The sequence below is a fragment of the Streptomyces sp. NPDC048415 genome (genome assembly GCF_040651675.1).
Classification (GTDB): Bacteria; Actinomycetota; Actinomycetes; order Streptomycetales; family Streptomycetaceae; genus Streptomyces.
Map to the genome: position 1 here is coordinate 64,288 of NZ_JBEZKJ010000015.1, position 25,906 is coordinate 90,193.

Below are 25,906 nucleotides of genomic sequence, written 5' to 3' on the forward strand. Positions count from 1 at the left end.
GTCGTGGAAGGAGGAGGCACCAGGCTCTGCGGAGCCGCCAGGCGGACCCGCGGACGGCGACGAGGCCGCCGCCCCCACGGGGGAGTTGCCGCCCCGCGCCAACGGCGCGGCTTCACGCTGGGTCACGCGGACTCGCCTTCCCGCATCGGGACGCGGACGCCGCGCTCATCGGCGACGGACTCGGCGATGTCGTACCCGGCGTCCACATGCCGGATGACCCCCATCCCGGGGTCATTCGTCAGCACCCGGCGGATCTTCTCGCCGGCGAGCTTCGTGCCGTCGGCGACGGAGACCTGCCCGGCATGGATGGAGCGCCCCATGCCGACACCGCCACCGTGGTGGATGGACACCCACGACGCGCCGGACGCCACGTTCACCATGGCGTTCAGCAGCGGCCAGTCGGCGATCGCGTCGGAGCCGTCGAGCATGGCCTCGGTCTCCCGGTAGGGGGAGGCGACGGAACCGCAGTCGAGGTGGTCGCGTCCGATGGCCAGGGGGGCGGCCAGCTCACCGGACGCCACCATGTCGTTGAAGCGCTCGCCGGCCTTGTCGCGCTCGCCGTAGCCGAGCCAGCAGATACGCGCGGGCAGGCCCTGGAAGTGGACGCGCTCGCCGGCCATCTTGATCCAGCGGTGCAGGGACTCGTTCTCGGGGAAGAGGTCGAGGATCGCCTTGTCGGTCTTGGCGATGTCCGAGGCCTCACCGGACAGGGCCGCCCAGCGGAAGGGGCCCTTGCCCTCGCAGAAGAGAGGGCGGATGTAGGCGGGGACGAAGCCGGGGAAGGCGAACGCCCGGTCGTACCCGGCGAGCTGGGCCTCGCCGCGGATCGAGTTGCCGTAGTCGAAGACCTCCGCACCGGCGTCCATGAAGCCGACCATGGCCTCGACGTGCCGGGCCATGGACTCGCGGGCGCGGGTGGTGAAGCCGGCCGGGTCCTTGGCGGCGTAGGAGGCCATGTCGTCGAAGTCGAGGCCGAGGGGGAGGTAGGCCAGCGGGTCGTGGGCCGAGGTCTGGTCGGTCACGATGTCGATGGGGGCGCCCTCGGCGAGCATGCGCGGGAGCAGGTCGGCGGCGTTGCCGAGGAGACCGATGGACAGCGGCTTGCGCTGGTCGCGGGCCTCGACGGCGAGCTGGAGCGCGTGCTCGAGCGAATCCGCGCGAACGTCCAGGTAGCGGTGCTCGATGCGGCGCTCGATGGCACGCGGGTCGCAGTCGATACAGATCGCGACGCCGTCGTTCATCGTCACGGCGAGCGGCTGGGCGCCGCCCATGCCACCGAGGCCGGCGGTCAGCGTGATGGTGCCCGCGAGGGTGCCGTTGAACTTCTTCGCGGCGACGGCGGAGAAGGTCTCGTAGGTGCCCTGGAGGATGCCCTGGGTGCCGATGTAGATCCAGGAACCGGCGGTCATCTGGCCGTACATGGTGAGGCCGAGGGCCTCCAGGCGCCGGAACTCCTCCCAGTTCGCCCAGTCGCCGACCAGGTTGGAGTTGGCGATGAGGACGCGCGGGGCCCACTCGTGGGTCTGCATGACGCCGACGGGGCGGCCGGACTGGACGAGCATCGTCTCGTCCTGCTTCAGGGTCTGCAGCGTGCGCACCATGGCGTCGAAGGAGCGCCAGTCGCGGGCGGCCTTGCCGGTGCCGCCGTAGACGACGAGCTTGTCGGGGTGCTCGGCGACCTCGGGGTCCAGGTTGTTCTGCAGCATCCGCAGGGCGGCTTCCTGCTGCCATCCCAGGGCGCTCAGTTCCGTACCGCGCGGCGCTCGGACGGGGCGGGGTCCTGACATGGTCTGCCTCCTATGCGGGATGTTCCGGCTGTGCGGACTGTTCCACCGGACTGTTGCAGTAGCTATTCACATCCTGACTTCTTGAATAGAGCTAGTCAATAGGTGAGTGGGCCAGCGCGGGCGCGCCGTGGGTGTTTGGCTGGGATGTATGGGCGCAGACCGGGACAGGACGGGGAATCCAGTGGGCGACGGGGCGAGTGGGGCTGCGGTGTCTTCAGAGGTTTTCGCGGAAGGGGACGCCGACCGCGTCTCCCGGCGCGACGAAGCCGTCCGGGCCGCCGTGGAGCAACGTCTGCTCGGGCCGGGAACCCCCATCGTCGCGCTCTTGGACGTTCCCGGCATCCGGGCCTCGGCAGCCGCTCTGCGGGCCGCCTTCGACGCGGTGACCGCCCCCGGCACCCCGGTGCTGCACGCCTTCGCGGTCAAGGCGACCCCGCTGGTACCTGTCCTGCGGCTGCTGCACGAGCAGGGCATCGGCGCGGAGGTGGCAAGCCCCGGGGAGCTGGCCCTCGCCCGGGCCGCCGGGGTCCCACCCGCGCAGACGGTCCTCGACTCGCCCGCCAAGACGTCCGCCGAGCTGCGCGAGGCGCTGGCGCTGGGGATCGCGGTCAACGCGGACAATCCGCAGGAGCTGCACCGCATCGACGCGACGGTACGGTCCGTCGGCACCGCCTCCCCCATCGGAATCCGGGTGAACCCGCAGGTCGGCGGCGGTTCGATCGAGGCGCTGTCCACGGCGACGGCGACCTCCAAGTTCGGGATCGCGCTGCGCGACGAGGGGGCCCGTGAGTGGATCGTGCGGGCGTATGCCGACCGCCCCTGGCTGACCCGGCTGCACGCGCACTCGGGGTCGCAGGGCATCCCGCTCTCGCTGATGGCGCGGGGCGTGGCGGAGACGTACGCGCTGGCCGAGGAGATCAACCGGCGCGTCGGGCGGCGGCAGATCGACACGCTCGACATCGGCGGCGGGCTGCCGGTCAACTTCGCCTCGGACGCGACGGCCCCGACATACGCGCAGTACGCGCGGCTGCTCGCCGAGGCGGTGCCGGGGCTGTTCGACGGGCGGTACGGGCTGGTCACCGAGTTCGGGCGGTCGCTGCTGGCCAAGCACGGGACGGTGGTGGCGCGGGTCGAGTACACGAAGTCCGCCGGGGGCCGGGCGGTCGCTGTCACGCACGCCGGAGTGCAGGTGGCGGCCCGTACGGTGTACGCGCCCGCGTTGTGGCCGCTGCGGATCGCCGCGTACGACGCGAAGGGCCGCCCGAAGGCGGGGCCGGACGTGGTCCAGGACATCGCGGGGCCCGCCTGTTTCGCGGGCGACCTGCTCGCCGAGGCGCGCGCGCTGCCGCTGTTCGAACAGGGCGACCACGCGGCCGTACTGGACACGGGCGCGTACTACTTCGCCCATCACTACGCGTACAACTCCCTTGCCCGCCCCGGTATTTACGGCTTCGCGCCGGACGGGGAGGGTGGGGTGCGTTTCGCCGTCGTACGCGAGCCGCAGACGCTCGACGAGATCGTCGCGGAGTCGGGCGGGACGCGTCCGTCGGCGCTCACGGGGCTCTGGTTCTCCTCGGGGGAAGCAGGCCTTCCGGGCGGCTTCAACCGTCCCGGAGATACGGCCGGTTGACCCAACGGGGTCAGCGGCGCCGCGCTCCGCCGGGCGCGGCGTCACCGGCCGCGACGCCGGTGGCCCGGCAGGCCTTCACCGGCTTGCCCGCCGGGGCGCCCGCGCGGCGGCCGAGCCAGTCGACGCGCACCCAGATCAGAGCCTGCTCGGCGCGTTCGCGGCGCCCGAGCCAGCCGGCCTTCAGCCACAGCCCGACGCCCGCTCCGGCGAGCAGCATGCCGCCCGCGGCGGGCACCGCGAACGAGCTGCCGAGCGCTGCCACGAAGGCGAGCACGAGCCACCAGCGATGGCCCCGGCGCCAGTTGCGTACCGTCATGGCGCGATCCTGGAGGACGTCGTGCTTGCCGGCGCGAGCGGCCGAGCGGACCAGGGCGGCATACCGCTTCCGGCGCCAGGACGCCAGTACGGCGGCCGTGACGAGGAACAGCGCGGCCCCGGCCATCACACCGATCCGGCGCCCGGTCAGCCCCGGCACCAGCACCCCGACACCGGCCGCGAACACCCCGCACCACCACAGCGGTGCGGCTCCGGCCCTCACGACGACGGCCACCCGAGCCAGCCCCTGTCCTCCGCGCACCACGTCCCGCCTCCTCACTCCCGGCACAGCCCTTTCGGGCGCGCAGATTAGCGGCGAAAAGTGAGACGAATCTGAGAACCCCGGCCCACCCCACACCACCACGCCCAGCCCGCGCCGACGGCCCGCCCCGCTACTCCACGAACAACCCCCGGGCCGTCGCCCGCGCGTCGAACTCCTCGAGGCGTGCCTGGGCGTCCGGCAGGTCGTCGCACATCGCCTCCAGCAGGACTCGGCCCAGCAGCATGGGGGCGCAGGCCGTGTCGAAGGCGAGGCCGGTGCCGACGGCGGCGGGGAGCAGCAGGTCGGAGACCTTGGCCACCGGCGCGAACGCGGAGTCCGCGACCGTGACGACCGTCAGCCCGGCCTCCTTGGCGTAGGCGAGGGAGTCGACGACCTCGCGCGGGTGGCGGGGCAGCGCGAAACAGAGCAGTGCCGTCGCCCCGGCCCGGACGGCCGCGTCGACGCGGTCGTGGAGCATCGTGCCGCCCTCGTGCAGCAGCCGTACGTCCGGATGGACCTTGGCGGCGAAGTACGCGAAGCCGTACGCCTGGGAGGCGGCGGCGCGCAGCCCGAGGACGGGGAGCGGGCGGGACGCGGCGAGCAGACGGCCCGCGCGCTGGACCGGACGCGGATCGGCGAGCACCTCCGCGAGATGCCTCAGGTTCTCGATCTCGGCCTCGACGGCCTGCTGGTACTCGTTGTACGAGGCGATGTCCGCGGCCGGTTCCGCCGGGGCGACCTCGCGCAGGTGCTTGCGCAGCGCCGGGTAGCCGTCGAAGCCGAGGGCGACCGCGAAGCGGGTGACGGAGGGCTGGCTGACCCCGGCGAGCTCGGCCAGCTCGACGCTGGACAGGAAGGGCACGTCGGCGGCGCGCCGCACCATGCTGTGCGCGATGCGCCGCTGGGTCGGCGTGAGCCGGTGCCCCTCGAAGAGTGTCTGCAGCCGCGCGGCGGGACTGTCGCTCACGCCCGCGCCCATGTCCGTGCTCCTGTCCGTGCCCCTGTCCACGCTCATGACGTGCTCCCCCTCCAGATGTCCGTGAACCGGTCGAGCAGTGCGGCCGCGGCCGTCACGTCGTCCGTGAGCGGCCGGTCGGCCTGCTCCGCCTCGAGCACCGACTCGGCCAGCTCCAGCGCCCGGCCGGCCGGCAGTTCCGGCTCGGGCCGCAGGTCGCGCTGGCGCAGCGCCCGTACGGCGGCCACGAGTTCGCAGCCGACGACGAGACGGTACGCACCGCACGCCCGCAGTGTCTGGCGCGCGGCGAGCGAGGCGAAGCTCGCCTGTTCCTCGACGCCCCGGGAGAGTACAGCGTGGCCGAGCGAGGCGGGCGCGGAGAAGGCCCGCAGATCGCCGAGGGCCGCGCCGGCGGCGTACTCCAGGATCATCACGCCGGACGACGCGGGTTCGTGGTCGGCGAGGAAGGGGCGAAGGCGGGTGTAGGCGGGCTCGTTGAGCGTGGACAGGCGGGAGGTGGACAGCCGCGCCACCTGGGTGACGGCCAGCCTGAAGTGGTCGAGTGCGAGGGCCAGTTGGGCCTGGTAGAAGCCGCCGTGGTGGTACGCGGCCATGTCCTCGGTGCAGATGAGCGGGTTCTCGGCGGCGGCGTTGATCTCCACCGCGAGGACCGCCTCCAGCGCGTCCGCCGCGTCGTGCGCGGGTCCGTGGATCTGCGGGAGACACCGAAAGCCGTACGGGTCCTGGATCCGTCCGAGCGGCGGCGTGGGCCGGTCCGCCGCGCCGATCAACTCCCGCATCCAGCGGGCCACTTCGGTCGATCCCTTGTGCGGCCGGGCGGCGTGCACGGGCGCCGCGTACGCCTCGTGCGACCCGTCGACGGCGTGCAGCGACAGGGCGGCCACCACCTGGGTGGCCCCGATCAGTCCGCGCAGCTCGTGCAGCGCGAGCGCGGCCTGCCCGAGGGTGAGCGCGTTGCTGCTGATCAGCGCGAGGGCGTCGTTGTTGTCGAGGGGCTGGGGTTCGGGAGCCGCCGCTTCCCGCCAGGGATGCTCGCCCGCCAGCGCGAGGCCCACCTGGGCGAGCGCCGCTATGTCGCCCGTGCCCACCGAGCCGAACTCGTTGACCACGGGGTACGCGCCGGTCTCCAGGGCCTCGCACAGGGCCGTGACGACGGTGGGGCGCAGGCCCGCGCCGCCGGCCAGCAGCTGGTTGGCGCGGACGGCGAGCATGGCGCGGACCTGGCGGGCGGGAAGTTCCTCGCCGATGGCTCCGGCGTGGCTGCGCAGCAGGCGCAGGCCGTGGTCCGCGGCGGCCTCGGTGGGCACGTCCTCGTTCCGGTTGGCGCCGACGCCGGTGGAGCGGCCGTACACGCGCCCGGTCGCGGCGATCTGCCGGGCCGCGTCCCAGGACTCCTCGACGCGTTTCATCGCCTCGGTGCCCGGCACCGGCCGCGCGAGCCCGTCGGCGAGGCGTACGACGTCGTCGACACCGGTTCCGCACCCGTCCAGGACGACGAGGCCCACCGCCGCCGAGGATGCCACCGCATGCGGCGTGTCCACGATCTGAGACGACATCACGCCCAAACTCCCCTCAACCCGGACATTGGATCTTGCCTGGTGGTCATAAGTAACCAGCGATTAACACCGGACCGTTGACAACCTATTCAAGTACAGAGAACTCTGCATGACGATATGCAGGCCGGGCAAGGGACACCTCATGATCCAGTTCGACGCGGTCCACAAGCGCTTCCCGAACGGCACGACAGCAGTCCACGACCTCTCCCTGGAGATGCCGGAAGGCGGCGTGACCGTCCTCGTCGGATCTTCCGGTTGCGGTAAGACGACCACCCTCAGGATGGTCAACCGGATGGTCGATCCGACCTCCGGCACCATCCGGGTCGGCGGCAAGGACGTCCTCCAGCAGGACGCCGCCGAGCTGCGCCGCTCCATCGGTTACGTCATCCAGCAGTCGGGGCTCTTCCCGCACCGCTCGGTGCTCGACAACATCGCCACCGTGCCCCTCCTCCTCGGCTGGGGCCGCAAGAAGGCACGGGCCAGGGCGGCCGAGCTGCTCGACACCGTCGGCCTCAGCGCCGACGCCGGCAAGCGGTATCCGCACCAGCTCTCCGGTGGCCAGCAGCAGCGCGTCGGCGTCGCCCGCGCACTCGCCGCCGACCCGCCCGTCCTGCTCATGGACGAACCCTTCGGCGCGGTCGACCCGGTCGTACGCACCCAGCTCCAGGACGAACTGCTGCGCCTGCAGAAGGAGTTGAGCAAGACCATCGTCTTCGTCACGCACGACATCGACGAGGCGGTACGGCTCGGCGACCGGATCGCGGTCTTCCGCACCGGCGGGCATCTCGTGCAGTGCGCCGAGCCCGCGGAGCTGCTTGCCCGCCCGGCGGACGACTTCGTGGCGGACTTCCTGGGCGCGGAGCGCGGGCTGAAGCTGCTCTCCCTGAAGACCCTCGTGGACGTGCCCCGGGGCCCGGCTCCCGAGGGCGGCGCCTGGACCCTCGTCCTCGACGAGGCCCGCCGGCCGCGGCACTGGCGCTCGACGGGCGACGCCGAACTCCCCGTACGCCCCCTGAAGGACACCGACTCCCTGCTGGCCGCGCTCAACGAGTCGATCGCCTCCCCCACCGGACTCATAGCCCGCGTGGACGCGGACGGCGTCCTCACCGGCGTCTCGTCCCGCGACGACATCCACGAGCACGCGGGCCGGGCCCACACCGAAGCGAGCGTCGCCGTATGACCATCGACTGGTCGTGGATAGGCGGCCACACCGACGACCTCACCGCCCTCACCGTCTCCCACCTCGAAGCCGCGCTCTCCGCCGTCTTCTTCGGCCTGGTGATCTCGCTCCCACTGGCGGTCGTCGCGCATCGGGTCCGCCCCCTGCGCGGCGCTCTGCTCGGCCTCTCGAACGTGCTGTTCACGATCCCGTCGATCGCGATCTTCGTCCTGCTGCTGCCGGTGAGCGGCCTCACCCGCACCACCACCGTCATCGGCCTGACGATCTACACCCTGGTCGTCCTGCTGAGGAACACCGTCGAGGGCCTCGACTCGGTCCCGACGAAGACGAAGGAGGCCGCGAAAGCCATGGGCACCCGCCCGCTGCGCACCCTCCTGACCGTCGAACTCCCCCTCGCGCTGCCGGTGATCATGGCGGGCGTGCGGATCGCCACGGTCATGTCGATCTCGCTGGTCTCCGTGGCGACGTACATCGGCGACGGCGGACTCGGCCAGCTCTTCACCGACGGCTTCCAGCGCAACTTCCCGACGCCGGTCATCGTCGGCGTCGTCCTGACGCTCCTGCTGGCCCTGGTCGCGGACGCGCTGCTGGTCGCCGTGCAGTACGTACTCACCCCGTGGACGAGGCGGCGAGCCTGATGTACGAACTCTTCAAGAACCTCGGCAAGTGGCTGGTCAGCGGCGATCAGTGGTCCGGCACGGACGGGGTCGGCCACCGCCTCGCCGAGCACCTCCAGTACTCCCTGCTCGCCACACTCGTCGCCGCCGCGATCGCGCTCCCGCTGGGCCTGCTCATCGGACACACCGGCAAGGGCGCCTTCCTCGCGATCAACCTCTCCTCCTTCGGACGGGCGCTGCCTACCGTCGGCCTGGTCGTCCTAGTCTTCCTGGCGAGCGGTCTGTCGATGTGGCCGGTGTACATCGCGCTGGTCGCCCTCGCGGTCCCGTCGATCGTGACGAACACGTACGCGGGCATGAGCGCCGTCGACCCGGACGTGAAGGACGCAGCACGCGGCCAGGGCATGCGCGGCCACCAGGTCCTCCTCCAGATCGAGTTGCCGCTCGCGCTCCCCCTGATCATGACCGGCCTGCGGCTCGCCCTGATCCAGGTGGTCGCGACGGCCACGATCGCCGCGTACGTCTCCTTCGGCGGCCTCGGCCGCTACGTCTTCGACGGCCTCGCCCAGCGCGACCTCGTGCAGGTCCTCGGCGGCGCGGTGCTCGTGGCCGTGGTCGCCGTCGTCCTCGACCTCGCCCTCTCCGCGCTCCAGCGCATCCTCTTCCGCCACCGCCCCGCCTAGGAGCACCCAGCCATGAACCGTCGTACTCTCCTCGGCGCGCTCGCCGGAGCGGCCGTCTCCGTCCCCGTCCTGTCCGCCTGCGGCAGCGGCATCACCTCGCTCGACGGCGGGGGCTCCGCCGGCGGCGGAAGCGGCTCCAGCAAGGGCGGTGTCACCATCGGCACGGCCAACTTCACCGAGAACCAGGTGCTCGGCTACCTCTACGCGGCCGTCCTGGAGGCCGCGGGCGTCAAGACGAAGGTCCGCCCCAACCTCGGCACCCGCGAGATCCTCATCCCCGCGCTCAAGGGCGGCGACATCGACCTGCTCCCCGAGTACCAGGGCGCCCTGCTGCACTACCTCGACCCCAAGTCGAAGGCCACCGAGGAAGGCGAGATGCAGAACGCCCTCGCCATCGCCCTCCCGGCGGGCCTGCAGATCCTCCCCTACGGCATGGCCGAGGACTCGGACGCCTTCGTCGTCACCCAGGAGACCGCGAGGAAGTACGGCCTCGCCTCCCTCGCCGACCTCAAGAAGCAGAACGGCAAGCTGGTCGTCGGAGCCTCCCCCGAGGTGAAGAAGCGCGAGGTCGGAGTCGTCGGCCTGAAGGACGTGTACGGGGTGGAGTTCAAGGAGTTCAAGTCGCTCGACTCCTCCGGGCCGCTCGTCAAGGGCGCCCTGAAGAAGGGCGACGTCGACGTGGCGAACCTCTTCACCACGGACACGGACATCCAGGCCAACGACTGGGTCGTCCTGTCGGACCCGAAGAACCTCATCCCGGGCCAGCACGTCGTCCCCCTGATCGCCGACCGCAAGGCCGACTCCACGGTCCGGGGCGTCCTGGCCCGGCTCGGCAACATCCTCACCACCGCCCAGCTCACCGAGCTCAACCGCCAGGTGGACAAGGACAAGAAGGACCCGGAGGACGTGGCGAACACGTACGCCAAGCAGCACGGGCTGGCCAAGTAGGGCCCCCCGATCAAGAGCCGGTATCGCGGGGGCGATGATCCGACGACGGAATCACCAAGTGTCGTTAAACGGACACTCAGGGTGACGCAGGCGTGCGTACGGTGGGTGAGCGCTACAAGCACTACTCCCTGAGGGAGCGTCATGCCCTCGAACCGCAGGGCCTTTCTGGCGGCGACCACCACCGGCGCCGTCTTCACCACCGCGTCCGTCCCGGCCTCCGCCGCACCCCATCCGCATCCGACGACCGCCCGCGCCGCCCTTGCCGAACTCCTCGCGGGCAACCGGCGCTACGCCACCGGCCGCTCCCGCCATCCGCACGAGGGGCGCGCCCGGCGGCATGTCCTCGCCGCCGAGCAGCACCCCTTCGCGGTCGTCGTCGGATGCATCGACTCCCGGGTGCCGCCCGAGCTGGTCTTCGACCAGGGGCTCGGGGACCTGCTCTGCATAAGGACCGCCGGTCAGGTGCTGGACGAGGCCGTACTCGGGTCCGTCCAGTACGGCGTCGAGGTGCTGGGCATTCCGCTGGTGCTGGTGCTCGGGCACGAGCGGTGCGGGGCGGTCGCGGCGACGCTTCAGCACCTCCGCACCGGGGCGCCTGTGCCGGGGCATCTCGCCCTGCTCGTGGACGAGATCGTCCCGGCGGCGCGGCGGACTCGGGCGCTGCCCGGGGACTGGGCCGACCACACCGTACGGGCCCATGCCGCGTGGGTGCGGGACGTTATCCGGGCGGACTCGGCCTTCTCCTCCGCCGAGGTGGCTGCCGGGCGGTTCGATCTCGACACCGGACATGTGGGCCTGCTGCCCTGAGCCCTCGTTTGCAACGGCACCCGGCGCTGCCGGCCGTGCCCACCCGTTCCGCCCCGGCGGAACGACTGCCCACAGCAGTACTCACTCACGCGAAGAAGTCGACGCACGCCCATGAAGCACTCCCCCGCCCTCACCCGGGCTCTCTCCGTCCTGCCCTCTCCCGCCGACTTCCGCTCCATGGCCAGCGCCCCGCGGCGCGACCTCCTGTGCGGGCTCACCGTCGCCGTGGTCGCCCTGCCCCTCGCCCTCGGGTTCGGGGTGACGTCCGGGCTCGGAGCCGCGGCCGGGCTCGCCACCGCGATCGTCGCGGGGGCCCTCGCCGCGCTGTTCGGCGGGTCCGCGAGACAGGTCAGCGGCCCCACCGGGGCCATGACCGTGGTGCTCGTGCCGATCGTGCACGAGGACGGGGCCGACGGCGTGCTGACCGTCGGGCTGATCGCCGGAGTGATGCTGCTGGGGCTCGCCTTCGCGCGGGCCGGGGCGGCGATGGCGTACGTGCCCGCGCCGGTGATCGCCGGGTTCACGGTGGGGATCGCGTGTGTGATCGCCCTGCAGCAGGTGCCGTCGGCGCTCGGGGTGCCCGTGCCGGGCGGTGACCAGGTGGCGGTGGTGGCCGCGCGGGCGGCGGAGGAGTTCGGGCGGGGCCCGCAGTGGGCGGCGCTCGCACTGTCGCTCGGGGCGGCGGCGGTGATGCTGGCCGGCGCCCGCTGGAAGCCCGGGGTGCCGTTCTCACTGGTCGCCGTGGCCGCCGCGACCGTCGCCGCGCAGGCGCTGGGCCTGCGCGTGACCCGGATCGGCGCGCTGCCCGCCTCCCTGCCCGCCCCCTCGCTCGCCTTCTTCGACGTGTCCCGCGTGCCCTCCCTGCTCGCGCCCGCCGCCGCGGTCGCCGCCCTCGCCGCCCTGGAGTCCCTCCTGTCGGCCTCGGTGGCGGACGGCATGCGCCCGGGTGAACGCCACGACCCCGGCAAGGAGCTCTTCGGCCAGGGCATCGCCAACCTCGCCGCCCCGCTGTTCGGCGGCGTACCGGCGACGGGCGCGATCGCGCGTACGGCGGTGAACGTCCGTACCGGCGCGGCCTCCCGCCTCGCGGCGCTCACGCACGCGGTGATCCTCGCCGGGATCGTCGCGGCGGCGGCCCCGCTGGTGGCACGTATTCCGCTGGCCGCGCTGGCCGGCGTGCTCCTGGCGACGGCCGTGCGGATGGTGGAGACGGACGCGGTACGGGCCATGGCGCGGGCCACCCGCGGCGATGCCCTCGTGCTGGCGCTCACCGCGTGCGCGACGCTCGCGCTCGACCTGGTGCGGGCGGTACTGATCGGCCTCGCGGTGTCCGTGCTGCTCGCCCTGCGCGCGGCGGTGCGGGGCAGCCGGCTCACCCCGGCGGCGGCCGACGAGCGCCCCGGGTGCGCGGAGGTCACGTACCGCTTCGACGGGCCGCTGCTGTTCGCCGCGGCCCACCGTTTCCGGCGCAGCCTCGCGGACCTGCACGGGGTGTCGGCGGTCGACCTGCGGATGTCAGGTCTGACGGCGGTCGACGCGACGGGCGCGCTGGCGCTGAAGGACGCGATGGGCGATCTGCGCGGCCGGGGCATCGAGGTCCGCATCAGCGCAGTGGAGCACGGCCACCGCAGGGTCCTCGAGACGCTCGGGGTGCTGCCGCCGGGGGTCCAGCCCAGCCCGAACAGGGGGGCTATCCCCAGTGCCTCGGGGGTCTCCGCTCCCTAACGTGAGCACCATGACCGGTATCGAAGCGCGCCACGGCGACGCCGAACTGAAGAAAGAACTCGACGCCACTCTGCACGCCCGCAGGGAACTGGGCGACGAGTACGAGTCGGCGCTGGTCGACTCGTTCCTGGAGAAGGTCGAGCAGCGTCTCGACGGCGCGGTCGACCGCCGGGTGCGGCGCCGGCTCGCCGAACAGCAGATGGTGGTGGCCCGCGGCGCGCGTACGCCCCAGTCGGCCGACTCCTGGGGCGAGCGCTTCGGCTTCGGGATCGTCTCGCTCGTTCTCGCGATCCCGCTGTCCGCGATCGGCGGCGGTGTCGCCCACCTGCCCGGCCTGCTGGTGGCCTGGGGCGGCATCGTCGGCGTCAACGTGGTCCAGGCCGCGCGCATTAACCCCGGCCTCTTCGGCCGCCGCAAGGACAAGCCGGACTCCGACTGGCAGGAGTAGCGCTTCCCGGGGGGTGATTGCCGCCGCGACGGCACTCAGTCGCGATGCCGGATTCCGGCGGTGCCGGACAACGGCGACCCCCGGGCCAAAAGGTGGCGCGGGGACCGCCGCACCCCCCGTTGCCGGGAGGGCGGGACGACGGCGGTCCCCGCGAAGGACGCGGGCCGGGTCAGGACCGGGCTTGCGCGTCCGTGGCGTCCATGGAGGTCCGGGAGCCGCTCCGGAGGTCCTTGGCGCCGTTTTCGGTGTCGGCCGGGGCGGGGAGCCGCTCCCGCCCTGCCGACATCCACTAATGTGCCGGACCCGTGTTAAGCGGGTGCTGCGCGGACGTGACGCGCTCGTACCACTTCCGCGAAGTTCCCCGCCGAAAGCGGCGGAAGATCCCCCTTCGGAAGGGAACTTCGCTCTTCGGAGGGGACTCCGGCGGACTTCTTCCTGGTTGGCGCCTTACTGCTTGGTGCCGCCCTTGGCGAGGAAGGACAGCAGGTCCTGGCGGCTGACGACGCCGGTGGGCTTGCCCTCGACGAGGACGATCGCGGCGTCGGCGGTGCCGAGCACGGACATCAGGTCGCCGACCGGCTCACCGGAGCCGACCTGTGGCAGCGGTGCCGACATGTGCTTCTCCAGCGGGTCCTCCAGGGACGCCCGCTGGGTGAACAGCGCGTCGAGCAGCTCGCGTTCGACGACCGAGCCGACGACCTCGGCGGCCATCACGTCCGGGTGACCGGCGCCCGGCTTGACGATCGGCATCTGCGAGACGCCGTACTCGCGCAGCACCTCGATGGCCTGGCCGACGGTCTCGTCCGGGTGCATGTGGACGAGGGACGGGATGGCGCCGTGCACCTTGTCGTTGAGGACGTCGGCGACGCGGGCGCTGGGGCCCTCGTCCTCGAGGAAGCCGTAGTCGGCCATCCACTCGTCGTTGAAGATCTTGCTGAGGTACCCGCGACCGCTGTCCGGCAGCAGCACCACCACGACGTCGTCGGGGCCGAGCCGCTCGGCGACGCGCAGGGCGGCCACGACGGCCATGCCGCAGGAGCCGCCGACGAGCAACCCCTCCTCCTTCGCGAGCCGCCGGGTCATCTGGAAGGAGTCCTTGTCCGAGACCGCGACGATCTCGTCGGCCACCGTCCGGTCGTAGGCGGTCGGCCAAAAGTCCTCGCCGACGCCCTCGACGAGGTACGGCCGCCCGGACCCGCCGGAGTACACGGACCCCTCCGGGTCGGCGCCGACCACCTGGACGCGCCCTTCGCTGGCGTCCTTCAGATACCGCCCCGTACCGGAGATGGTCCCGCCGGTCCCCACGCCCGCCACGAAGTGGGTGATCCGCCCCTCCGTCTGCTCCCACAGCTCGGGGCCGGTGGAGTGATAGTGCGAAAGGGGGTTGTTGGGGTTGGAGTACTGGTCGGGCTTCCAGGCGCCGGGGGTCTCGCGCACGAGCCGGTCGGAGACGTTGTAGTACGAGTCCGGGTGCTCGGGATCAACGGCGGTGGGGCAGACGACGACCTCGGCCCCGTACGCACGCAGCACGTTGATCTTGTCGGTGGAGACCTTGTCGGGGCAGACGAAGATGCACTTGTAGCCCTTCTGCTGCGCCACGATGGCGAGGCCCACTCCGGTGTTCCCACTGGTCGGCTCGACAATCGTGCCGCCCGGCTTGAGGGCGCCGCTCTCCTCCGCGGCCTCGATCATCCGCAGGGCGATGCGGTCCTTCACGGACCCGCCGGGGTTGAAGTACTCAACCTTCGCCAGGACGGTCGCCTGGATGCCCGCGGTCACGTTGTTGAGCCTCACCAGCGGGGTGTTGCCGACGAGACTGATCATCGAGTCGTGGAATTGCACCGTTGTCTCCGGAGCTGCGTTTAAAAGGAATGGTCCCGTCAGCCTAAGGCCCTGGGGGACCGTTCACGCGCCGTTGAGATTGGCCGACCGCCTCCGCGGGGCAAGCAGTGGTTGTACGGCTATGAGGAGGTGGCGGCGACGGATGTCGAGCTTGTCGAGGGCGAGGGTGGCCCGGCGCATCGCGGCGGGCGCGGCGTACGGCGGTGGTGGGATCGGGTTGGTGGGCGCGGCAACCGTCGGCCTGGTGCTGGCGGAGGTGCAGCTGGCGAAGCGTCATGTGGGCAACGGACATGCGCCGTACGCGCCGCGCGCGGAGGGCCTGTACGGATACGACTACGCCGGTGCCGATCCTGACGAACCGCCCTTGCGCCTGACGATGCTCGGCGACTCCACGGCCGCCGGCCAGGGGGTGCGCCGGGCCCGGCAGACACCGGGGGCGCTGCTGGCCTCCGGGCTCGCGGCGGTGGCCGAGCGGCCGGTGGAGCTGTGCAACGTGGCGCTGCCCGGCGCCCAGTCGGACGACCTCGACCGCCAGGTGGCGCTCGCCCTCGCGGACACCTCCCGGATCCCCGACGTCTGCGTGATCATGATCGGCGCGAATGACGTGACGCACCGGATGCCACCGACGCGTTCGGTGCGCCACCTGTCCTCGGCGGTGCGCCGGCTGCGTACCGCCGGCGCGGAGGTCGTGGTCGGCACGTGTCCCGACCTGGGCACGGTCGAGCAGGTCCAGCAGCCGCTGCGGTGGCTGGCCCGGCGGGCGTCCCGGCAGCTGGCCGCCGCGCAGACGATCGGTACGGTCGAGCAGGGCGGGCGTACGGTGTCGCTGGGCGACCTGCTGGGGCCGGAGTTCGAGGCGAATCCCCGGGAGCTGTTCGGGCCCGACAACTACCACCCCTCGGCGGAGGGGTACGCGACGGCGGCGATGGCCGTCCTTCCCACCGTCTGCGCGGCCCTGGGCCTGTGGCCGGCGGAGGAAGAGCGTCCGGACGTCTCCCGCCGCGAGGGCTTCCTGCCGGTCGCCCGTGCCGCTGCCGAGGCCGCGTCCGAGCCCGGCACCGAGGTCACGGCCGCGATGCCCACGGGCCCGCGCGGCCCCTGGGCCCTCCTGAAACGCCGCCGCCGACACCGCCTCCCGGCCACGGATCCGGCCCCTGCCCCGGCCCCGCCGTCCTCCCCTGGGCCTCCGCCCCAAACCCCGCTCCTCAAACGCCGAAGGGGCTGATTGCAGCCGCTCCGACGTTTGAGGACGTGCCCGAAGGGCTGATTTCCAGGGCTGATTTCAGCCCGTCCGGCGTTTGAGGACGAGCCCGAAGGGCTGATTTCAGCCCGTCCGGCGTTTGAGGACGAGCGCGAAGCGCGACAAGGGGGGCCTGGGGGCGCAGCCCCCAGGGACGGGACGGCGGAGGGGATGAATTTTTCGGGTCGGAGAGGGCAGAACCCGCTCAAGGCGCCCACGCCAGAGAAAAGCAAGCGCTTAGAAAAGTGCGGCCCGAGTCACACACCGAGAGCGGTGACCAGGACGGTACGGACGGGTAACTTCCCAACCAGCCCTGCACGCAACCCCGTATGCCAATGGAGCCGTGATGCCCGAAGCCGTGATCGTCTCAGCCACCCGCTCCCCGATCGGCCGCGCCTTCAAGGGCTCCCTGAAGGACGTGCGCCCCGACGACCTGACCGCCACGATCATCGAGGCCGCCCTCGCCAAGGTCCCGGAGCTGGACCCGAGGGACATCGACGACCTGATGCTCGGCTGCGGCCTCCCCGGCGGCGAGCAGGGCCACAACCTCGGCCGCATAGTCGCCGTACAGATGGGGATGGACCACCTCCCGGGGTGCACCATCACCCGTTACTGTTCCTCGTCGCTCCAGACGAGCCGCATGGCCCTGCACGCCATCAAGGCGGGCGAGGGCGACGTCTTCATCTCGGCGGGCGTCGAGATGGTGTCCCGCAGCATCAAGGGCAACAGCGACAGCCTGCCCGACACCCACAACCCCCTCTTCGCCGAGGCAGAGGCCCGCACCGCCGCCGTCGCGCAGACGGAGGGCTCGACCTGGCACGACCCGCGCGAGGACGGCCTGATCCCGGACGCGTACATCGCGATGGGCCAGACCGCCGAGAACCTGGCCCGCATCAAGGGCGTCACCCGCCAGGACATGGACGAGTTCGGCGTCCGCTCGCAGAACCTCGCCGAGGAAGCCATCAAGAACGGCTTCTGGGAGCGCGAGATCACCCCGGTCACGACTCCGGACGGCACGGTCGTCGCCAAGGACGACGGTCCGCGCGCCGGCGTCACCCTGGAGGGCGTCCAGGGCCTCAAGCCCGTCTTCCGCCCCGACGGCCTCGTCACGGCCGGCAACTGCTGCCCGCTGAACGACGGCGCCGCCGCCCTGGTCATCATGAGCGACACCAAGGCCCGCGAACTGGGCCTGACCCCGCTCGCCCGCATCGTCTCGACCGGCGTCACCGGCCTCTCCCCGGAGATCATGGGCCTCGGCCCGGTGGAGGCGAGCAAGCAGGCGCTGGGGCGCGCCGGTCTGACCGTCGACGACATCGACCTGTTCGAGATCAACGAGGCGTTCGCCGCCCAGGTGATCCCGAGCTACCGCGACCTGAACATCCCGCTGGACAAGCTGAACGTGAACGGCGGCGCCATCGCCGTCGGCCACCCCTTCGGCATGACCGGCGCCCGCATCACCGGCACGCTCATCAACAGCCTCCAGTTCCACGACAAGCAGTTCGGCCTGGAGACGATGTGCGTGGGCGGCGGCCAGGGCATGGCGATGGTCATCGAGCGCCTCAGCTAGTCCCTTATGCGTCACCGCAGTTGAACAGAGCGTGAACGAATCGGCCCGGAACCCCGTAACCACCGGGGCTCTGGGCCGATTTGTGATCCAATCCCGTCCAAGATGTGACCTATCTCCCTCCGGACAGGTATTTCCGCAGGTCAGAGCCGCTACGCGACTAAACTCGGGACCCAAAGTCCTGTCCTATTCGTGACGTTACGCACTGACAGCTGGATAGTCCGCCCTTCAAGCTGATGTAGGAAGTCGGGGGCCGACTTTGAACCGGGAGTACGTCAGTGAGCGCCATGCCGATTGCTTTGCTGCTCACCACCGCCGCCACCGCGGCCGTGGGCGTCGCCGTTCTGCACACCCTGCGGGGGTTGCGCCGGCAGATCGCGGCGCTGCGCAGCGAACTCACCCATAGCCGCGCCACAGCGGCGGCGCGCGGCCTGGTGCCCGCCGCCCGCGCCTCGGCCGACACGGACGAGATACGCGCCGCCGTGGCCGAGGCGCTCGCCGAGGAGCGGGAGCGGGAGCTCGCCGAGGCGCGTGCCTTCTGGGCCGCCCAGGAGACCCGTGACGCCTCCGACGCGCCCTCGCTGCTCGGCCTGCCGGACAGCGAACTGTTCCTGCCGCGCCAGTCGGACTTCGTGGGCCTCGAGCCCCTGGAGTCGGTGACCGAGTCCGGCCTGGACGCCGAGGAGTTCGCGGGCGACTCGCCCGAACTCGCCGCCGCCCGCCGCCGCCACCCCTCGCACCCGGACTTCGTACCGGTGCAGTCACCGGTCGTGAACGACCATGAGCGCACGGTGTCCTGCTTGGAGGAACTCGCCGAGTCCGGCACGGAGCTGGCGGACGTCCGCCCCGGCCCCCTCGGCACCCTCGACGTCTACGTCTTCGCCGACGGTACGACGCTGTGCATGACCCCGGGCCACCGCGAGACCGCGGAGCGCCTGGCCGCGGCCCTGCGCGCGGGCGAGAGCCCCGTCCTGCTGGGCGGCTCCGGTGTCTCGGGCGCGTACGCCCTGACCTTCGCGTGCGGCGAGGAGAACGTCTACATCCTGGCGGACCGCGTCATAGCGTCGCTCTGACGAAAGCCCGCGTCATGGCGTCGCCTCGACGAAGTAGACCGGCGCCGTAGCGTCGCCCCGACGAAGAACACCGGCGCCGTAGCGTCGCCCCGACGAAGAACACCCGCGTCATAGCGTCGCCCCGAGGAAGAAGACCCGCGCCGGAGTCGGTCAGCCGATCAGACCCCGGCGCGTTTCTGTGCCTCGGCCACCAGCACCACGGCCTCCGCGAGGTCCCCCTCGTCTTTCAGTACGACCGCCAAATCATGCACGGCGACGGTGATTTGATCGGCGGCGGCGAACATCCCCGCGTCAGGCATCTCGCGGGGCTCGCTCGAGGGGTCCTCCAGAAGCTGGGCACGCCGTGCCAACTCCCTGGCCAGACCCAGTGCCTCGGCGGCGGCCCCCCGTTGCAGGCGGCTCTGCGGCGCGGCCCGCAACCGGTCGGCGAAGTGATCCACGGCTCGGGTCAGCGGCGTCGTATCAAGCACGCCGCGAGACTACGCGCCGCGGCGGGACTGTTGCCAACAACCGAACCCTCAGGCACGGTGGCGTGAAGGACCGGCTTACATCCCCATTGCGTCCGGAGGCGCCGATGTCCCAAGTCTTCTCCGAGGAGACCCATCGCAATCTGCTCGCCCGCATCCCCCACTGCACCGGTCGTGAAGTCTCCGACTGGCTTCGCACCGTCGACGAAGGCCCCGCTCTCTTCCGCTTCGAGGAGAAGGTCAGCTGGCTCCGCGCCGAGCACAATCTCGCGTACGGCCACGCCAAGGCGATCATTCACGAGTACGACCTGAGGAGGGCCGCGCGCAAGCTGCTCTGAGCGCGCACCACCGAGACGACAGGCATCCAACGACGAAGGGCCCGCGAACCGGAGTTCGCGGGCCCTTCCGAACTACCAGACGCCTGGGACCTAGTCGTCGCCACTGAAGATGGCGACCAGCCGCAGCATCTCGACGTAGATCCACACGAGGGTCATGGTGAGGCCGAACGCGGCCAGCCAGGCCTCCTCGCGGGGCGCGCCGTACGCGATGCCGTCCTCGATCTGCTTGAAGTCGAGGGTCAGGAAGAACGCGCCGATCAGGATCGCCAGGATGCCGACGATCGCGCCGAGCGGGCCCATGCTGCGCAGTCCGCCGTCCCCGGCGACGCCGAAGGCCACCAGCAGCAGGTTGACCGCCATGACGACGACGAAGGCGATGGCGATGGCCATGCCGATGCGCGCGTACCGCGCGGTCACGCGGATCCAGCCCGCCTTGTAGACGAGCAGGGTCGCGCCGGCGACCGCCATGGTGCCGAGCACGGCCTGGAAGGGCGCGCCGGACCACTGGCTGTTGTACATCTCGCTGATGACCCCGAGGAAGACGCCCTCGAAGGCGGCGTAACCAAGGATCAGGGCGGGTGAGGCCGTGCGCTTGAAGGACTGCACCATCGCCAGCACGAAGGCGACGAGGGCGGAGCCGACAGCCAGGCCGTAGCTGGTCGACGACACCGGCAGCAGCGCCCAGGCCAGGATGGCGCCGACGGCGACGGTGCCGAGCGTCATGGCCGAGCGCATGACGACGTCGTCCATCGTCATACGGCCGGTGGTGGGCGGGGCCTGCGGCGGGGTGCCGTACTGAAGGTCCTGCTGGGCGTACGGGTTCTGCGCGTAGGGGTTGCCGCCCTGCTGGGCGTACGGGTCGCCCTGGGCATATGGGTTGCCCTGGGTGCCGACAGCGGGTCCCCCGGCCTGCGGCGCCGCGTTGAAGCCCGCGTAGCCGTTGTCGCGGCTGAACCCCCGTCGCGAGAAGACCGGGTTACTGCTCCTCATTTCACTCCTCCATGGACACCTGCGTGACCTTGGCTCAAGAGTAATAGGTAGGCAAAGGAATGACCCTACTGCTTGGGGAGGATCTTTCCCTTGTGGTGCCACGGTACGCGGGTGTCTCATGCCCTGCCCGCACTGGTACGAAGCCGTGACACCGCCACTGGTCCCGGCTTATTCGAGGGAGAAGCCCGTGTAGCCCTCGGCGAGGTCGGTCTCGGCCGCCCGCGCGCCGGCGATCCGCTCGAGGCGGGCCAGCTGGACGCGGTCCTCGAAAGGGGTCGCGCCGGGGTCGCGGTGCAGCAGGGTCGTCATGTCGCAGGAGAACCGCTCGGCCTGCCAGACGCGGCGCAGGCAGGTCTCGGAGTAGGCGTCGAGCCGCTCGGCCGATCCGGTGTCCCTGAGATGGGTCAGCGCGCGGGCGAAGGTGACGACGTCACCGACGGCGAGGTTGAGCCCCTTGGCCCCGGTCGGCGGCACGATGTGCGCGGCGTCCCCGGCGAGGAAGAGCCGCCCGTGCCGCATGGGCTCATGGACGTAACTGCGCATGGGTGTCACGGACTTGGAGGCGATGGGCCCCCTCTGGAGTCGCCAGCCGTCCTCGGTCTCGAACCGCCGCTCCAGCTCGTCCCAGATCTCCTTCTCGCTCCACGCCTCGGCGTCCGTACCCCGCGGCACCTGGAGGTAGAGCCGGGAGACGGCCGGCGAGCGCATGCTGAGCAGGGCGAAGCCGCGGTCGTGACGGGCGTAGACGAGCTCGTCGTGCGAGGGCGGCACATCGGCGAGGATGCCGAGCCAGCCGAAGGGGTACGTCCGCTCGAAGACGCGGGAGAGCGCGGCGGGCACCGCCTTCCGGGCGACCCCCCAGAACCCGTCGCACCCGACGACGTAGTCGCACTCGAGCACGTCCTCGAGCCCTTCATATGTGAACCGCACGCGGGGCCGCTCGCTCTCGGCGTCCTCCACGGCGAGCGCCTCGGCCCCGAAGAGCAGCGGCCCGCCCTCCTTGAGCTGGAGCGCGATGAGGTCCTTGCTCACCTCGGTCTGCGCGTACACGGTCACGGAACGCCCGCCGGTGAGAGCGGGAAAGTCGACACGGTGCCGTCGCCCCTGGAACCGCAGCTCGATCCCGTCGTGTCGCAGCCCTTCCCGATCCATCCGCTCGCCGGCCCCGGCGGCCCGCAGCACATCGACGGTCCCCTGCTCGAGAATCCCGGCCCGCTGCCGCTGCTCCACATACGCCCGGTTCCGGCTCTCAAGGACCACGGACTCGATCCCGGCGCCATGCAGCAACCGCGCCAGCAGCAACCCGGCCGGCCCGGCCCCGATGATCCCGACGGTGGTACGCATCGGCACGCCCCTTCGCGTCCTTTGTTCGTGTAGTGAAATTTCCTTCACCAATTGACTCCCGCTGAGTTTCCGACGGCATACGTCCGCTGTCAACGGTCGGAATCGCCCCGGCGGCCGCGGGGCGCGGGAGCGCGTCATCCGCGCATGAGGGTCGGAGGTGCCCGGAACCGGACTTGAACCGGTACGCCCGCGAGGGGCAGCGAGGTTTAAGCTCGCCGTGTCTGCATTCCACCATCCGGGCAGGCCATGGGCTCCGCGTCGAGGTTCCGAGCCTATCGGGACGCATCCCCCGAACAGCGGACGGGCGGCCCGATGTTGTCTTATTTTATTGACGTCTGAGGGTGCATCAGCCCTCGGTACGGGCCATCCGCACTTGCCAGTAGCCTTTCGGACGCCCCGGGGCGGCGTATACGGAATGACGGAATTTCACCGTCCGAACGGAGTCCGAACAGACTTCCAACGGGCCCCGGGTGAAGCGCTCTCCACGATGTCGTACCCGCAGACCGCTCAGGGGAGCCCTGTCATCCCCAGGTATGACACGACCGCTCCCGGTCCGCCCGGAGTCTGCCCCCGGAACCGGAACAGCGGCTGACTCCATGGCGCGGATCGGCCCGGACGATGGGACACGTCCCCAAAAACGTCGTCGTCCCGACAGGAGCACCCTCCCGTGACCACCACTCCCCTCGCCGGCCCCATCACCGCGGTGGCAGCCCGCGCCACGGAACTGTCGAAGGTCTACGGACAGGGCGAGACCCAGGTGGTCGCCCTCGACCGGGTCACCGTCGACTTCCGGCAGGCCGAGTTCACCGCGATCATGGGCCCCTCCGGGTCCGGCAAGTCCACGCTGATGCACTGCGTGGCCGGACTGGACACGTTCTCCTCCGGCTCCGTGCGCATCGGCGAGACCGAGTTGGGCTCACTCAAGGACAAGCAGCTCACCAAGTTGCGCCGGGACAAGATCGGCTTCATCTTCCAGGCGTTCAATCTGCTGCCCACCCTGACGGCCCTGGAGAACATCACCCTCCCGATGGACATCGCGGGCCGCAAGCCCGACAGGGCGTGGCTGGACAACGTCATCAAGATGATCGGCCTCGCCGACCGCCTCGGCCACCGTCCCTCGCAGCTCTCCGGCGGCCAGCAGCAGCGCGTCGCCGTCGCCCGCGCCCTCGCCTCCCGGCCGGACATCATCTTCGGCGACGAGCCGACCGGAAACCTCGACTCCCGCTCGGGCGCGGAGGTGCTGGGCTTCCTGCGCAACTCCGTACGGGAGTTGGGGCAGACCGTGGTGATGGTCACCCACGACCCGGTGGCCGCCGCGTACGCGGACCGTGTCGTCTTCCTCGCGGACGGCCGGATCGTCGACGAGGTGTACGGGCCGACCGCGGACTCCGTCCTGGACCGCATGAAGCAATTCGACGGCAAGGGTCGCACGAGCTGAGGGCCCTACAGACCGGCGCCCGCCGGACCACTCGACTTCCCGCGCCCTCCCGCGACTTCCTGGACTGAGAAACCCATGTTCCGTACCGCCTTGCGCAATGTGCTCGCGCACAAGGCCAGGCTCCTGATGACCGTGCTCGCCGTGATGCTCGGCGTGGCCTTCGTGTCGGGGACCCTGGTCTTCACCAACACCATCTCGGACGCCTATCAGAAGAGTTCCGCCAAGGGCTTCGGCCAGGTCGACGTCGCCATCCGGCCGGAAAGCCCGGCGGACAAGGGCGACACCGTCGCCAAGGAGCAGAAGCTCACGCAGCCGCTGCTCGACAAGGCCGCCAAGGTTCCGGGCGCCGCCTCCGCCATCGGGGTCGTCAACGGCTTCACCGCCATCGCCGACAAGGACGGCAAGCTGATCGGCGGCGGCTTCCAGTCGCAGGGCGGGAATTACTGGGGCGCGAAGGGCGCGAAGGGCGCGAAGGACCCCCGGTATCCGCTGACGAGCGGTCACGCGCCCCAGGGGAAGGGCGAGGTCGCGATCGACTCGGAGACCGCGAAGCGGGCGGGCTACAAGGTCGGCGACACCGTACGGCTGTCCATCGACGGGCCCGTCCTCAAGCCCACGATCACCGGCATCTTCACCACCGACGACGGCAACGTCGCCGCGGGCGGCAGCCTCGCCCTCTTCGACACCACGACCGCGCAGAAACTCTTCCACTCGGTCGGCTCGTACGACGAAATCGACGTGAAGGCGGCGCCGGGTACGAGTCAGACCGCCTTGCGCGGCGCCCTCGACTCCGTCATGCCGAAGGACGTCGCCTCCACGACCACCGGTCAGCAGCTCGCCGACGACCAGGCCGAGCAGATCTCCTCGGCGATGAGCGGCATGAAGACGGGCCTGCTGGTCTTCGCGGGCATCGCGCTGTTCGTCGGCACGTTCATCATCGCCAACACCTTCACCATGCTGGTCGCCCAGCGCACCAAGGAACTGGCCCTGCTGCGCGCCGTCGGCGCCTCCCGCAGGCAGGTCACCCGTTCCGTCCTCGTCGAGGCCTTCGTCGTCGGCGCGGTCGCGGCCGTCGCGGGTCTGGCCGCGGGTATCGGCATCGGCGCCGCAATGCGCTCCCTGATGGGCTCGCTCGGCGCCACCGTGCCGGACGGGCCGCTGGTGATCTCGCCGGGCACGATCGCCACGGCGCTGCTCGTCGGCGTCCTCATCACCATGCTGGCCGCGTGGCTGCCGGGCCGCCGCGCCGCGAAGATCCCGCCGGTCGCCGCGATGAGCAGCGTGCACGCGCAGGCGACGACGAAGTCCCTGGTGGTACGGAACACGATCGGCGCCCTCTTCGCCGCGGCCGGCGTGGCCGTGGTCCTCTACGCGACCACCATGGACGGATCCGACGGTCAGGCCCCGATGGGCCTCGGCGCGGTCCTGCTCATCATCGGCGTCTTCGTCCTGACCCCGCTGCTGTCCCGCCCGCTGATCGCGGCGGCGGCCCCCGTGCTCCGTGTCTTCGGGGTCTCCGGCAAGCTGGCCCGGCAGAACTCGGTGCGCAACCCGCGCCGTACGGCCGCCACGGCCTCCGCCCTGATGATCGGCCTCACCCTGATCACCGGAATGACGGTGATGGCGGGCAGCCTGCAGAAGTCGATCGACAAGATGGCCAGTTCGGCGATCAAGGCGGACTACGTCGTCTCGATGGCGAACGGCAACTCGCTCTCCCCGGACGTCGAGAAGAAACTCACCGGCGTCGACGGAGTCAGCGACACCAGCTCCCTGCGCGACGCGCCCTCCCGCATCGACCAGCAGACCGAGTACCTGACCGGCGTCAACGGCGCCTCCATCGCCGAGCTCACCGACCTCACGGTCACCGACGGCGCCTTCGAGGTCGGCGGCACTCGGGTCGTCGTCGACAAGGACACCGCCACCTCGCATGGCTGGACGGCCGGTTCGCACTTCAAGGTCTCGTACGAGGACGGGAAGAGGCAGAACCTGACCGTCGCCGGTGTGTACGAGGGCAACGAGATGATCCACGGCATCATCCTCGACAACGCCACGCTCGCGCCCCACCAGAGCGACGCCTCCGACCTGCAGGTCATGGTGAAGACGGTCGACGGCACGTCCGCCGCGACCAAGGACAAGCTGGAGAAGGCCCTCGGCGACAACCCGGCCATCAAGGTCCAGGACAAGAAGGATCTCTCCGACAGCATCGCGCAGATGTTCACGCTGATGCTGAACATGCTCTACGGCCTGCTCGCGATGGCGGTCATCGTCGCCGTCCTCGGTGTCATCAACACCCTCGCGATGTCGGTCTTCGAGCGCTCGCAGGAGATCGGGATGCTCCGCGCGATCGGCCTCGACCGCAAGGGCATCAAGCGCATGGTCCGCCTGGAGTCCCTGGTCATCTCGCTCTTCGGCGGCGTCCTCGGCATCGGCCTGGGCGTGTTCTTCGGCTGGGCGGCCGGCGAGCTGCTGGGCAGCAAGATGCCGACGTACGAACTGGTCCTGCCCTGGGCCCGGATGGGGATCTTCCTCCTCCTCGCGGCGACGGTCGGCGTACTGGCCGCACTGTGGCCGGCGCGACGGGCGGCCCGGCTGAACATGCTGTCGGCGATCAAGTCGGAGTGATCCTCGACGGCGGTACATGAGTGGGGCCCCGTTCCAGGCGGAACGGGGCCCCTT

Annotated in this window: 22 protein-coding genes and 1 tRNA gene; 14 read left to right on the forward strand and 9 right to left on the reverse strand. The window is 71.0% G+C overall.

What is annotated here, in order from left to right:
- Positions 1–122: 122 nt before the first annotated feature.
- Positions 123–1,787, reverse strand: a complete 1,665-nt coding sequence (hutU, locus tag AB0D27_RS13405; protein WP_362506579.1) for a urocanate hydratase — start codon at positions 1,785–1,787, stop codon at positions 123–125.
- A 148-nt stretch (positions 1,788–1,935) separates the two neighbouring features.
- Between hutU and AB0D27_RS13410 the strand changes: the two genes are divergently transcribed.
- On the forward strand, positions 1,936–3,417 hold the full coding sequence (locus AB0D27_RS13410; RefSeq protein ID WP_362506582.1) for a diaminopimelate decarboxylase: 1,482 nt from the start codon (positions 1,936–1,938) through the stop codon (positions 3,415–3,417).
- Positions 3,418–3,427: 10 nt separating this feature from the next.
- On the opposite strand, the gene AB0D27_RS13415 is transcribed toward AB0D27_RS13410, so the two are convergent.
- The 3 genes from AB0D27_RS13415 to AB0D27_RS13425 all read right to left on the reverse strand — a co-directional run bounded on the left by AB0D27_RS13415 (position 3,428) and on the right by AB0D27_RS13425 (position 6,526).
- Positions 3,428–3,997 carry a hypothetical protein gene (locus AB0D27_RS13415; RefSeq protein ID WP_362506585.1) on the reverse strand — a complete coding sequence of 190 codons (570 nt, stop codon included), beginning with the start codon at positions 3,995–3,997 and terminating at the stop codon, positions 3,428–3,430.
- Between the two features lie 127 nt (positions 3,998–4,124).
- Positions 4,125–4,973: a MurR/RpiR family transcriptional regulator gene (locus AB0D27_RS13420; RefSeq protein ID WP_362506733.1), complete on the reverse strand. Its 849-nt coding sequence runs from the start codon at positions 4,971–4,973 to the stop codon at positions 4,125–4,127.
- Between the two features lie 32 nt (positions 4,974–5,005).
- Complete coding sequence (locus AB0D27_RS13425) at positions 5,006–6,526, reverse strand: aromatic amino acid ammonia-lyase (RefSeq protein ID WP_362506588.1); 1,521 nt, start codon at positions 6,524–6,526, stop codon at positions 5,006–5,008.
- A 142-nt stretch (positions 6,527–6,668) separates the two neighbouring features.
- Between AB0D27_RS13425 and AB0D27_RS13430 the strand changes: the two genes are divergently transcribed.
- The 7 genes from AB0D27_RS13430 to AB0D27_RS13460 all read left to right on the forward strand — a co-directional run bounded on the left by AB0D27_RS13430 (position 6,669) and on the right by AB0D27_RS13460 (position 12,934).
- On the forward strand, positions 6,669–7,706 hold the full coding sequence (locus tag AB0D27_RS13430; protein ID WP_362506591.1) for an ABC transporter ATP-binding protein: 1,038 nt from the start codon (positions 6,669–6,671) through the stop codon (positions 7,704–7,706).
- Positions 7,703–8,344: an ABC transporter permease gene (locus tag AB0D27_RS13435; protein WP_362506594.1), complete on the forward strand. Its 642-nt coding sequence runs from the start codon at positions 7,703–7,705 to the stop codon at positions 8,342–8,344. Before AB0D27_RS13430 ends, AB0D27_RS13435 begins: the two co-directional genes overlap by 4 nt.
- Positions 8,344–9,006, forward strand: a complete 663-nt coding sequence (locus AB0D27_RS13440) for an ABC transporter permease (protein WP_362506736.1) — start codon at positions 8,344–8,346, stop codon at positions 9,004–9,006. The genes AB0D27_RS13435 and AB0D27_RS13440 overlap by 1 nt, the downstream gene beginning before the upstream one ends.
- Before the next feature lie 12 nt (positions 9,007–9,018).
- The gene (locus AB0D27_RS13445) at positions 9,019–9,954 is read left to right on the forward strand and encodes an ABC transporter substrate-binding protein (protein ID WP_362506597.1); all 936 of its coding nucleotides are present in this window, start codon (positions 9,019–9,021) and stop codon (positions 9,952–9,954) included.
- 141 nt (positions 9,955–10,095) lie between these two features.
- Positions 10,096–10,761, forward strand: a complete 666-nt coding sequence (locus AB0D27_RS13450; RefSeq protein ID WP_362506600.1) for a carbonic anhydrase — start codon at positions 10,096–10,098, stop codon at positions 10,759–10,761.
- 177 nt (positions 10,762–10,938) lie between these two features.
- Positions 10,939–12,486, forward strand: a complete 1,548-nt coding sequence (locus AB0D27_RS13455; RefSeq protein ID WP_362506739.1) for a SulP family inorganic anion transporter — start codon at positions 10,939–10,941, stop codon at positions 12,484–12,486.
- Between the two features lie 10 nt (positions 12,487–12,496).
- Entirely contained in the window at positions 12,497–12,934 is a 438-nt protein-coding gene (locus AB0D27_RS13460) for a hypothetical protein (protein WP_362506603.1), read from the forward strand.
- 447 nt (positions 12,935–13,381) lie between these two features.
- On the opposite strand, the gene AB0D27_RS13465 is transcribed toward AB0D27_RS13460, so the two are convergent.
- Positions 13,382–14,776 (reverse strand): cystathionine beta-synthase, encoded by a 1,395-nt coding sequence (locus AB0D27_RS13465; protein ID WP_362506606.1) that lies wholly within the window; start codon positions 14,774–14,776, stop codon positions 13,382–13,384.
- Positions 14,777–14,918: 142 nt separating this feature from the next.
- Here AB0D27_RS13465 and AB0D27_RS13470 point away from each other — a divergent pair, with 142 nt between their 5' ends.
- The 3 genes from AB0D27_RS13470 (at position 14,919) to AB0D27_RS13480 (ending at position 18,653) form a co-directional block, all read left to right on the forward strand.
- Positions 14,919–16,001, forward strand: a complete 1,083-nt coding sequence (locus tag AB0D27_RS13470) for an SGNH/GDSL hydrolase family protein (protein WP_362506608.1) — start codon at positions 14,919–14,921, stop codon at positions 15,999–16,001.
- Between the two features lie 361 nt (positions 16,002–16,362).
- Complete coding sequence (locus AB0D27_RS13475; RefSeq protein WP_362506611.1) at positions 16,363–17,583, forward strand: acetyl-CoA C-acetyltransferase; 1,221 nt, start codon at positions 16,363–16,365, stop codon at positions 17,581–17,583.
- Positions 17,584–17,867: 284 nt separating this feature from the next.
- A complete protein-coding gene (locus AB0D27_RS13480; RefSeq protein ID WP_362506614.1) occupies positions 17,868–18,653 on the forward strand; it encodes a hypothetical protein in 786 nt (261 codons plus the stop codon).
- A gap of 158 nt (positions 18,654–18,811) precedes the next feature.
- Here the strand turns inward: AB0D27_RS13480 and AB0D27_RS13485 are convergent, their stop codons facing one another.
- Positions 18,812–19,123, reverse strand: coding sequence for a hypothetical protein (locus AB0D27_RS13485; protein WP_362506616.1), 312 nt, complete (start codon positions 19,121–19,123; stop codon positions 18,812–18,814).
- A 104-nt stretch (positions 19,124–19,227) separates the two neighbouring features.
- Between AB0D27_RS13485 and AB0D27_RS13490 the strand changes: the two genes are divergently transcribed.
- Complete coding sequence (locus AB0D27_RS13490) at positions 19,228–19,458, forward strand: DUF4287 domain-containing protein (protein WP_362506619.1); 231 nt, start codon at positions 19,228–19,230, stop codon at positions 19,456–19,458.
- Between the two features lie 90 nt (positions 19,459–19,548).
- Here the strand turns inward: AB0D27_RS13490 and AB0D27_RS13495 are convergent, their stop codons facing one another.
- The 3 genes from AB0D27_RS13495 to AB0D27_RS13505 all read right to left on the reverse strand — a co-directional run bounded on the left by AB0D27_RS13495 (position 19,549) and on the right by AB0D27_RS13505 (position 22,033).
- Positions 19,549–20,448: a Bax inhibitor-1/YccA family protein gene (locus AB0D27_RS13495; protein WP_362506621.1), complete on the reverse strand. Its 900-nt coding sequence runs from the start codon at positions 20,446–20,448 to the stop codon at positions 19,549–19,551.
- Between the two features lie 168 nt (positions 20,449–20,616).
- A complete protein-coding gene (locus AB0D27_RS13500; protein WP_362506623.1) occupies positions 20,617–21,792 on the reverse strand; it encodes a 4-hydroxybenzoate 3-monooxygenase in 1,176 nt (391 codons plus the stop codon).
- A gap of 158 nt (positions 21,793–21,950) precedes the next feature.
- Positions 21,951–22,033, reverse strand: a tRNA-Leu gene (locus AB0D27_RS13505).
- 426 nt (positions 22,034–22,459) lie between these two features.
- Here AB0D27_RS13505 and AB0D27_RS13510 point away from each other — a divergent pair.
- On the forward strand, positions 22,460–23,230 hold the full coding sequence (locus tag AB0D27_RS13510; protein WP_362506625.1) for an ABC transporter ATP-binding protein: 771 nt from the start codon (positions 22,460–22,462) through the stop codon (positions 23,228–23,230).
- Between the two features lie 75 nt (positions 23,231–23,305).
- Positions 23,306–25,852: an ABC transporter permease gene (locus AB0D27_RS13515; RefSeq protein ID WP_362506628.1), complete on the forward strand. Its 2,547-nt coding sequence runs from the start codon at positions 23,306–23,308 to the stop codon at positions 25,850–25,852.
- The last annotated feature ends 54 nt before the right edge of the window (positions 25,853–25,906 follow it).